General features: G+C 56.3%; 8 protein-coding genes and 1 pseudogene. 4 read left to right on the plus strand and 5 right to left on the minus strand.

What is annotated here, in order from left to right:
- Positions 1-56: 56 nt before the first annotated feature.
- The 3 genes from NO877_RS18020 (at position 57) to NO877_RS18030 (ending at position 2,041) form a co-directional block, all read left to right on the plus strand.
- Positions 57-983: an ArdC-like ssDNA-binding domain-containing protein gene (locus NO877_RS18020; protein ID WP_049892639.1), complete on the plus strand. Its 927-nt coding sequence runs from the start codon at positions 57-59 to the stop codon at positions 981-983.
- A gap of 131 nt (positions 984-1,114) precedes the next feature.
- Entirely contained in the window at positions 1,115-1,654 is a 540-nt protein-coding gene (locus NO877_RS19965; protein WP_049892637.1) for a hypothetical protein, read from the plus strand.
- Between the two features lie 63 nt (positions 1,655-1,717).
- Positions 1,718-2,041 carry a DUF6788 family protein gene (locus NO877_RS18030; RefSeq protein ID WP_012289559.1) on the plus strand — a complete coding sequence of 108 codons (324 nt, stop codon included), beginning with the start codon at positions 1,718-1,720 and terminating at the stop codon, positions 2,039-2,041.
- 135 nt (positions 2,042-2,176) lie between these two features.
- Here NO877_RS18030 and NO877_RS18035 read toward each other — a convergent pair whose 3' ends face one another.
- The 4 genes from NO877_RS18035 to NO877_RS18050 form a co-directional block, all read right to left on the minus strand.
- Positions 2,177-3,571, minus strand: a complete 1,395-nt coding sequence (locus tag NO877_RS18035; RefSeq protein WP_012289558.1) for a Cdc6/Cdc18 family protein — start codon at positions 3,569-3,571, stop codon at positions 2,177-2,179.
- A gap of 836 nt (positions 3,572-4,407) precedes the next feature.
- Entirely contained in the window at positions 4,408-6,552 is a 2,145-nt protein-coding gene (locus tag NO877_RS18040; RefSeq protein WP_012289557.1) for a type B DNA-directed DNA polymerase, read from the minus strand.
- Between the two features lie 5 nt (positions 6,553-6,557).
- A complete protein-coding gene (locus tag NO877_RS18045) occupies positions 6,558-6,875 on the minus strand; it encodes a DUF8156 family protein (protein WP_049892647.1) in 318 nt (105 codons plus the stop codon).
- 2 nt (positions 6,876-6,877) lie between these two features.
- Positions 6,878-7,846 (minus strand): hypothetical protein, encoded by a 969-nt coding sequence (locus tag NO877_RS18050; RefSeq protein WP_256397702.1) that lies wholly within the window; start codon positions 7,844-7,846, stop codon positions 6,878-6,880.
- Between the two features lie 211 nt (positions 7,847-8,057).
- On the opposite strand from NO877_RS18050, the gene NO877_RS18055 reads away from it, so the two are divergent.
- Positions 8,058-10,079: a GmrSD restriction endonuclease domain-containing protein gene (locus NO877_RS18055; RefSeq protein WP_256397703.1), complete on the plus strand. Its 2,022-nt coding sequence runs from the start codon at positions 8,058-8,060 to the stop codon at positions 10,077-10,079.
- Positions 10,080-10,098: 19 nt separating this feature from the next.
- Here NO877_RS18055 and NO877_RS18060 read toward each other — a convergent pair.
- Positions 10,099-10,204 (minus strand): annotated as a pseudogene (locus tag NO877_RS18060) (IS5/IS1182 family transposase); the annotation flags it as partial.

The following is a 10,204-nucleotide window of genomic DNA, read 5'->3' on the forward strand; positions in this document are numbered from 1 at the left end:
GGGTGCGGCGCGTCCTGAACTGACGCAATCGCCGTGAATTCGATTCGGTGAACACTATGGCTACGACCAGTGACCCGTCGGTCTCATTCGAGGAGACCGACACTCGACATGACGAGATGCACAGTACCATCGAAGCGTGGATCGACGAGCTCGTCGACCACGTTGACGATGCGCAGGCGAGCGAGGAGTTCCAGGAGTGGCTCGACGTCCAGAGTCGCTTCCACGACTATTCCCATCGAAACACGCTCCTCATCAATCTCCAGTGTCCCGAGGCGACGAAGGTCGCCGGCTACAACACCTGGCGGAATGAGTTCGACCGGCACGTCCAGGAGGGCGAACAGGCCATCTGGATTTGGGCCCCGATCATCACCAAGCAGTGTCCCGAGTGCGAGAACTCGCCTAGCTACCATGAACAAAGCGACTGTGAGTACGACGAGACATCGCCTGACGAGTGGTCGAAAGGGCTTGTCGGCTTCAAGCCAACTGCTGTCTTCGACGTGTCTCAGACCGAGGGTGAGCCGCTTCCTGAGCTGGAGACTGAGGCGACTGGCGACGCCGACGACCTAGTACCCGCACTCGAGGATGCAGCCGCTGAGATCGACGTGACGGTCCGCATCGTCGACGCTGTCGACTGGGAGCATAGCGACGCCAAGGGCGTCTGCAAATACCGGAGTAAGCGTGATCTCCAACCAGTCGTCGAGGCGAAAGCCCGTACGAATCAGGCTGATCTCGCCGTGACACTCATCCACGAGTACGCTCACGCGCTCCTCCACGCAGACGTCACCGACGAGACCGAGCGGGCGAAACGCGAGGTTGAGGCCGAGGCAGTCGCCTACATCGTCGGGCGGTATTTCGAACTGGATACGAGCGGGTCCGCGTTCTACCTGGCCGCGTGGCAGGACGACGACGCAGACGCAGTTCAAGAACGGCTTGGTCGAATCGGATCGACTGCGAAGGAACTCATCGAAACCGTCGATGGGTAACGAGTCTGTGTCTCTCCGGCAGACGAAGTAGCGGAGGTATCCGCGCTGGCGCGTTTCAGGAGTTGTTTTTCCGCCGACGAAGAGTGGCGGCGTGACCGAGTTCGTCACGCCGGACAGACCCAGACCAATCCATGTCCGGACGAAATGAGACAAGCGAGACTGAAGAGATGGATCGAGACGAACACGAACGAGATGGATTAGCCGCCGATGGCGGCGTTGTTGCTGCCACCTCCACGACCACGACTCCCGGAGGAGATTTGCAGCAGCCGTCGATTAGCGATGAAGACCACCAGGAAGACAGCCAACCCCGTACCGAGCGCGCTCGAACTGAGGAGATGGACGTCTCATTGCTCAGGAAAGGTGGTGTGTACGAGGTGCAGTCGGCGTCGGGGAACACCTACGAGGTCGACGTCGCGAGCAAGACGTGTACGTGTCCAGACTTCACGAAGCGCCGGCCGAGCGGTGGCTGTAAGCATCTACGGCGGGTCGACATCGAGATTCGGAGCGGAACCGCCCCACGTCCTGATGGACGGCTTCCGGCGACTGGAGACGTGACGGAGCAGCTTTCGGAGCGGATTCTCGAACTAGAGCAGGAAATCGACGAACGAGAAGCCCGGCGGAGGGAACTCGAAGCAACAGTAGCGGTTCTCGAAGAGCTCTCGATTCGATAAATACCCAGGTTAACCAACAGCACTAAGATTCCAGTGCCAGTGTTGGTTAACACGCCGTAATCCATGTCTTTCTCGTCACCAACCCCACCGCAAGAAATCCCCGACGACGTCGTGGAGATGCTCAATGAGCAATCACCGGAGGTGCTCCAGCATATCGCCCAGTACGCCGAGGGGCTCGCCGAACATCGCGAACGCGAAGCCCGACTAGCCGAACAGGACGAGGAAGAACAGATCGAGGAGCGACCGGAGGATCTTCCGGACGACGTCCCCTCGAAGGCTACAATCACGATCAAGGAGATCAACGACAACCGCTACTACTACTGGCAGTGGCGGGAAGGCGAGAAGGTGCGCTCGCAGTACAAAGGACCGGTCAGTCCAGACGATTAGCTAACTTGGTTCTCTCGAGAACAACCCCCCTAATTCGAAGTGAGCTTGTTCACTTCTCAGAAGATTTGACACCCCTGATTCGGAATGAGCTTCAGCAGAAGGGTTCTAGGTAGAATGAACCCTCATGATGCTTAATCAAATCTCGTAGGTGCCGTTGTGAAGTTCTGAAAGCCGTTCATCACTCTCTACAACTGCCTTCATCACTACATCTTTGTCCTTGATAAGCTGGTGTTCCAGGTAGACACCCTGTTTGTGTCCGCCACCGACCTGATGTGACTCAGAAATCCCCATTAGCGCGAGCGTGCTGAGAATTTGGCTCACTCGATCATATGAGAGAGGATCAGCACCGACGTCGCCACAGGTCGTCTCGTATTGACTGTAGATACCAGAGGTGCGGAAGCGGCGATTATTCGAGCCAGTCAAGCGACCGAGAGTGTAGAGAACGAGTTTAGACTGGGGTGAGGTGCTCTCGATCGTCTCCTTGACTCGATTGACCTCTGCTCGCTTGACTGCTTTGTCGACATGTTCTGGACTAACGACCTCTGCATCGGCGTCGTCAGCGATATCACCAGCAATCCGCAAAACATCGACTGCCTTTCTCGCATCACCGTGTTCATCCGCCGACCGGTCGGCAGTCTCGGTTATGACGCCGTCTTGAACGACACCATCATGGAACGCGTCTCGTCGATACTCCAGGATCTGTTCGATCTGATCGCTTTGGTATGGTTCAAAGACGAAGTCCGTTGTCCGCATCGAACTCTGAACGCGTGCGTTGAGTTTTTGTCCAAAATCGATGTCGTTGCTGATAGCAATGATTCCGATATAGGCGTCGGTGTGACCAGCTTCTCGAGCCCGCGAGAGTTCATGGAGGAGGCCCTCAGCGTTATCAACCATGTCGATTTCGTCAAGGATGACAATGAGCCCATCGTAGTACTCGTCGATGATGTCGTAGGCGTAATCGTAGTACTCGGCGGAACCTAAACCGATACGAGGGATATCTATATCAGAATCAGATTTGTCGCTTAGCGCACGAGCGATTGTTCGGGCTACTCGTGTTTCGGTATTATTCTTCTTGCACTCAACGTAGACGCTAGCAGCGGGAACGTTACGTGCCGTGGCAGTATCAACGAGACGGTCGGACACGTGTCGGCTGACAAGTGATTTTCCAGTTCCGGTTTCCCCATAAATGACGACGTGGTTTGGTTGTGATTCGTGAATGAGATGTCGGATTTCTCCAGCAACCGATTGGATTTCCGTGTCACGACCGACGATGCGATCAGGGCCAGGAACTGTTCCAATTGAGAGTAAATCCCGATCTGCCCAGATATGAGTTGAAGAACCGTCTTCATCGCCCTCCCGAACGAACAACGGGTCATTTGCCGGATCGTTCGAGTCTTGTCGTTGGATTTCCTCCGAGGTCGACGAGATTTCAGAAGCAGAACTGCCCTCCCTGTTTGTATCGAAATCATCCAGCTGTTGGTCCGCGATAGACGAGTCACCTCCACCATCTGGTTCCTCGTTGTCTGTCATAGATTCATCCTGGGAAGGAACCTACTTAGTCGTTACCCCCCTGGTTCGGAATGAGATTCGTTGGATATCGGTGCTAAACAGCGGAAGATCGATAGGTGGCACCGCCATACCCGATGATACCCGATTCAGAGTGAGGTGTCGTTCAAATCTGCGTCTCCTGATGACCTCACCCTCCTAATTCGGAGTGAGCTATTTCCTAGAACGAGAGGATTGCCAGCAGCTCAAATGATCAGCGGGTTCAGATCAACCCCCCTCGTTCGGAATGAGGTAGTACGAGTTGGTCCATCAGCCAAGAATCGGGAATGCTAAAGAGACCCCCCTGATTCGGAGTGAGCTGTTCCCCGAACTAATGGACGATATTGATGCCAGCTTAAACAGGATGGATGGAGATTGGAGTTGGAGGGACACACCCCCCTGATTCGGAATGAGATCCCGTAAGACTGACCGTATGGGCGCGATCTTCCATCAATCAACTAGGCGGTTCTTAACTAGGACGAGCCATTCTCTCCAAACCGCAAGATAGCGTAGACTTCGAAGGATCACTTGTCTAGTTACTACCCTAGCTTTATTACCTAGTTACGCTAAGAGCCCACTAAGTAGAATACGGCACTAGTTAGAAGTATTCGTGAATACGCCTAACACTGGAAGTACAGCTATTCTATCCTTTGAATCGAAGCAGTAGACCATACGTCGAGGGCGTATACCCAACGAATCCATTACTGCAACCTTCTCATCGGGTGGAAACTCAGCTTCTAATCAGGTGGTATGGAGGGTATAATCTCATTCCGAACGAGGGGGGTGTGTGGTTCCAGCTGTATCTTGTTGCAACCGCAGGGTCAGAACGAGGTGATCTTAGTCGTTCGTGTCTTTGCTAACCTTCGTCGGATATCCGACCGATCCCATCCCAAGGGTGAGATAATACTCTCGACAGCTCGGACCAGCTGCGTCTCATAGTACGATGGATCATACTGGTCCGTCTCTTCGTGAGCAAGGGCGACACGTTCTCGTGATGCCTTCTCGTCGTCGACGACCACGTACTCGACATCTTGACCGGGATGGACAGCGAGATCCTGGTCCCGAGCACGCTCGAGTGCCGCCACGTTCTGGGTGTACTGCGTGTACGCCTCGACAGGCTTGGAAACACGGTTCCGTTCGACGAGTCGGTCGGAATCGACATCGCCAGCGTGAAGCTCCGAAATCGCCCGTTCCAAGCGATTAATTACCACATCCGGAGATTGCGTTTGACCGAGAATCTCGAGACAGTCGCGCTGGACGTCTTCGATGAATCCGGGCGTCGATCGTTGCCGGGCTTCGATGCCGCGTATCTTGAACTCGTCCTTGCCCGCAACCTTCCCGAAATATTTCGTCAGCGCGCCGGCGTCGCTCTCGCGCTGTGGCACGAACGCTACCCACTCGTACTCGGCTTCATATTCGAGACGGATATCGACGGTGTCCGTAATCTCGGCGGCCAACGTCTCCAGTGATCCTCGTTCGTCGTCGCTGACGTCCGGGTCGGGCGTCACCCAGATCGAGTCGACGATCCCGTGAACGACGCGCCATCCGCCCGCTTCCAACCGCTGTTTCGCGATGAGCAGGATCTCCCGAGCGAACGCGTTAATTGCTTCGTGGCACTCGATTCGGCCGAATTTCGCGTTACTGAATCCCTGATACCCAAAGCACGCGACGAGAATCCACTTTAGCGCGGCCGACCGCCCCTCGAGTTCGTCGAGACAGTCTTGGTCGGGGTTCTCCCGCTGTTCTTCGCGACGGATTGCGGTCTTGATCTCGTCGCGCGCATCGATGATTGGTTGGAGGACGTCGACGAGGTAGCCGCGGTCGTCACAGATCGCGTAGCCGAGGCCGGGCACATCGTCGCGGTCGCTGTGGCAGTCACACCGGATGACATCGGGCGAGACGTTCCGCGTGCAGATGATATTCGGATAGAGACTCGAAAAGTCGAGTTCGTGGACGTCCTCGTGGAGGCCGACTTCGGGCGCGAAGATGAAGCCACCGCGGTCAGCGTCGTGAAGCGTGGTCATCGGCTTGTAGAACTCGTGTCGCCAGGAGTTCCATGGCGTCAGCACACCGCGCTTGTGTGCTTCACAGATCTGGATGGCAGTGAGGACGTTCCCAATCGACGCCCACGCGAGTTCCTGGATTGGCTTTTTCGACCGAGTGACGAGGTCGAGGATGCCGTCGAGGTTCGTCTCACCGAAGAAGAACGCGTTCGACTCATCGATGATAGCCCGTCCCGGCACGTTGTAGCGGGCAGGGGAGTGTCCCACCCGGCCGTAACTCGAATACGTCGACCGACCGGCGAGCTGCTGGTAGTCGACGTTGGGCCACCGACTCAGCGTGAAGCCGTCGACGCCGGCGTCGCGAGCCATCGCGTAGAGCGTCGGGATGATCTCGCTCGTCGAGCACACAAGGACATCCGGGTCGCGTACGTCGAGCGCGTCCTGCACAGCAGCGAGGAGTTCCTCCGGCGGGCCCGTGACGGTCTCGCCGTCGACGCCGAGTTCGGTGTAGGTTTTACTGTTCGTCTCGGTCACCGGGATACTGAGGTGGAGCGTCGACAGCTCGTTCGCCGGCGTCGGATTGACGTTGTTCTCCAGACAGTAGCGGAACTCCCGCGAGAAGTCTACGTTGAAACAGGCGATATCGCCGATGGGGTATTCGGAGAGTTGGCGCGTCTGGCGGGCGAGCGCCGTCACCCGGTCGATGTGTGAAACGTCGACGGCAAGGACCCGCTCCAGGTCACGACGAAATCCAGGGTGTCGGTCGACGTACTCGGTCGCGACGACGTCCGGATGGCGCTCGTAGAACGCCTGAAGTCCAGAGAGATCGACGTCAGTCTCTGGCGAGCGAGCGGCGACATGGAACCGCGGTGTGTAGTCCCGGCGCTCAGTGGCCACGGCGCCGTCGGTCGTCGCTTCCCATTCGAGGACGCGGTCGTCGAGGAAGTCGATTTTGAACGGCATCGGTATCAGTCGTCAGCTGGCTGTGGCTTGTCGTCCATTTCGTCGTGCTGCTTTCGTAGCGCCTCGATTGCATCCTCGATATCGTCGAGGCGCTCGTCATGTGCGTCGAGGCGTGACTCCTGTTCGAGATCGACGCTGAGAAGCGACGGAAGCATGGGGTTCTGGTGGTTCAACAATCCGCTCGCGTCGGCGTGCTCGCGGGCGTACGTGAACAGCTGGTCGAACCGAGGTTGGTCGCGGCGCCGGAGCGCACGGCGATACTCTCCCCACCGCTCTTCGATAGCGCGAAGCGCATCCCGGAACGTCGGATTCGTCCGCCCCACCGTCACCGACCTCCTGTGTTGGCCCACGCGTCAAGTAGTGGGTTCGTGGTGAGTGTCATACTCGTGCCGTCGGCCATGACGCCGGTCCCGATATCGGTAGTTCCGCCGGAATCTCCTGGGGTAGGGGGTGACGCCGGCTGGAGGCCCACCTGGTCGGCACGGGCAGTGAGCATCTTCCGCCAGTACGCGAATGTGGTCTGGTAGTACGCGCCGCCGTCGACGGGATAGACGAGCGTCTCGAACTCGTCGCCAACGAAACGTGGCCCCATCCGCGTCTGTTCACACTCCAGATGATGATCGGCGGTCGTTTCGATCGGCGCCGTGAACTCGTTGGCAGTCGTGCGCGTGACGAGGACGGGGACATCGTAGCCCCGTGCATAGGTACTGAGACGAGCGAGAGCTCGCGCCTGGAGCGTCTGCGCGTGTTCTTCCCCCAGGGTATCGTCGTCCCAGTACTGGGCATCGAGCGCCGGGACAACGATGAGCGACGGCGTGTGTGGCGAGGTCTCCTGCTCGTGGCTCTGCCGTTCTCGGTGCGTTGCTACAGCGTCCGCGGCCGTGGCTTGCTGGACGTGCTGGTTGACGGCGTCGGGCAGGTCACAGAGCGCGCCGTAGTGCTGGTAGGCGGTGAAGCCGCGGGCGACGTGAATCCGGTCGAGTAAGCGCTGGCTGGGCGTGAGGCGGGCGAGTGAGGTGGTTGTCGCGTGGCCGTGGGCGTCGATCCAGAAGGCCGGTCCGTCGCTCAGCAGGAGGTGGTCGAGCACAAGCGACTGGAGAATGGGGACGCCACGCCCTCCCTCGATATCGAGGAGCGTGATGCCGTTATCGAGTGAGGGAAACAAGAACTCGTCAGGCGGCTGGTCGGCCGTCCCGGTGAGTGACTGCTGATTGCGGTCTGCGCCACGCGTCGGCTGGTTCACCGCCAGCTCGCTCTTCGTTGATCGCGACCTCGATGGAGATCCCTCGGACATATCTCACTAGACGGAGAAGTGTCCGATAAGGCGTGGCGTGTCGTTTCCACGTTTCATAGAACGATAGAGCTGGTAGTCTAAACGGCGTGCAGTATTCGGGTTATAGTTCTCTGAACCCACGTTTCCGGGTTGTTTCAAGAATACGCTGGCTGACGGGGCGGAAAAGGGTCAACCACACAGATTTATAACTCGACTGCGAATGTGATTCTCTATGCGGAATGTGAGCTTGGACGTCGATGACCGACGTCTTGACGACGTAATTACTCAGGTCGGGAAAGGAAAATACCGCATTCCAGAGTTCCAGCGAGAATTCGTTTGGGACCGAACCGACGTCGTCGATCTCTTCGACAGTATCTACAAGAGTTACCCCATTGGGAGTTTCTTCTTCTGGCGAGTCCCGCACGATATGTGGGACTTCTTCCGAGATGTCGACGAACTCCAGCAGCCCTCACTTGAAGAAATCCAGCGGTCCGAATTCCCCGAAATCAGTTTCGTGCTTGACGGCCAACAACGGCTAACCTCGCTCTACGTTACGCTCAACGGAATGAAATATGCGGACACGGACTACAGCCGCATCGTCTTTGACCTTGACGAAGAGACGTTCAAAGTTGCAGAAGGCAAAGCCGACCACCTTGTACGAGTCTGTGACATCTGGGACGACAAACGGGAGGTTCGCGACGAGTTAGAGGGCGATCGATATGAGGCGTTCACTGATTGCAACGATGCGCTGACGAAATACGAACTCCCGCTTATCATCGTCAAGACGAACGAAGTTGAGAGCGTCATAAACATCTTCGAGCGGATCAATCAGAAAGGGACGCGACTCAGCCGCTTCGATATAGTTAACGCCAACATCTGGTCAAGGGATTTCAATCTTCGTAGCCGCATCGACGAGGATATTTTCGAGCACTTAGACCAGATCGGGTTCGGGGAGATTGACAGAGGTACCGTGACCCAGACCCTGGCTCTCAACATTGATGGAACGTGCAGCACGGACGCTCAGAAGAATCTCGATCCCGATGATGTCAGAGAGAACTGGGAGGATACCAAGGAGGCTATGATCTCCGCGATTGGCTATCTCAGAAAACAACACGGAGTGAAACGGTCCGAGTTCATTCCGTACGAAGGAATGATTCCTGTGCTCGCATATTATATGTATGAGACAGATCGCAGGAATGTCGACCCAGACCACCAGGAACAGATAGACCGCTGGTTCTGGCGGGTCGCTCTCTCGGGTCGGTACAGCAGTTCTGCACAGACCAGAATGACTGAAGATAGCAAACTGATCGACAGGATCATCGCAGGAGAAGATGTTGAAATCAACTTCACGCCGCAGATTAGCACAGAACGCCTCAAAACGACCAATATCAAGCGGTCCACTTCAGGCCTCAGGAATGCATTCCTCTGTCTCCTTGCACGGAACCGACCTCTTCACTTCGAGGACGGCTCAGAAATCGACCTAACGGAAAACGAGTACGCTGACTTCCGTCTCAACAAGCATCACATCTTTCCGAACGCCTATCTTCGGGGGTTAGACTACTCGAAAAAGGAGCGGAAGAGCATTATGGACATTACCTTCATTCCTGCCGAGCTTAACCGCCGTCTCTCGGACACCTCCGCAAAAGAGTACTTTGGAAGACTCGCAAATGATGTAAATGAGTTTGAGCGAATCATGGATTCGCACCTTATCCCCCATGACGAGGACTCGGGTATCTGGGACAACGATTATGATACGTTCCAGGAACAGCGGGCGGAACTCGTATACTCCGAATTCATGGAACTAATCGGGGAGTATTCTGCTCTCGAGTCTGATCTCCGAAATGACCCTCAGAGCGCCGTCAAAGAGACGGAGGTTTTGGTTCGGGACTTCATTGATACAGAACTCACTCTAGCAAGCGATGGAGGCACGTTCTGGGGTGAAGTCCCGAACGATGTGAACTCGAACGTTCAGCGGCGTATTAGCGAGGAGCAAGACAGTAATCCCGAGTTCACTGTCGACTCTGATCGAGACAAACTTGACTTCTGTAACGTGATGGACTACGCAAAGATTATCAACGCTCGCTGGGACGTTTTTGGGGATTATCTACCATCGAAATCAGCGGTTCAAACCCGGTTTGAGGACTTCGCAGAATTCCGCAACGCCATCGCTCATCATCGAGAAATCGATCGATTCACCGAAATGGATGGCCAGGTCGCTATCGAATGGATAAACAGCTGCATTAGCGAAGAGTGAGGGTGTCATAGAAGAGTTCTCACACCGTGATGATCGTACTTCCTGGATTGTCTCCGCGTTCGTAGTTGGTGATAGCGACGACGAGGCGAAGGCACAGGGCAAGAAACACCTGCGCTCGTGCGTGG

The organism is Halohasta litorea, from assembly GCF_024494645.1.
In the GTDB taxonomy this organism is placed as follows: domain Archaea; phylum Halobacteriota; class Halobacteria; order Halobacteriales; family Haloferacaceae; genus Halohasta; species Halohasta litorea.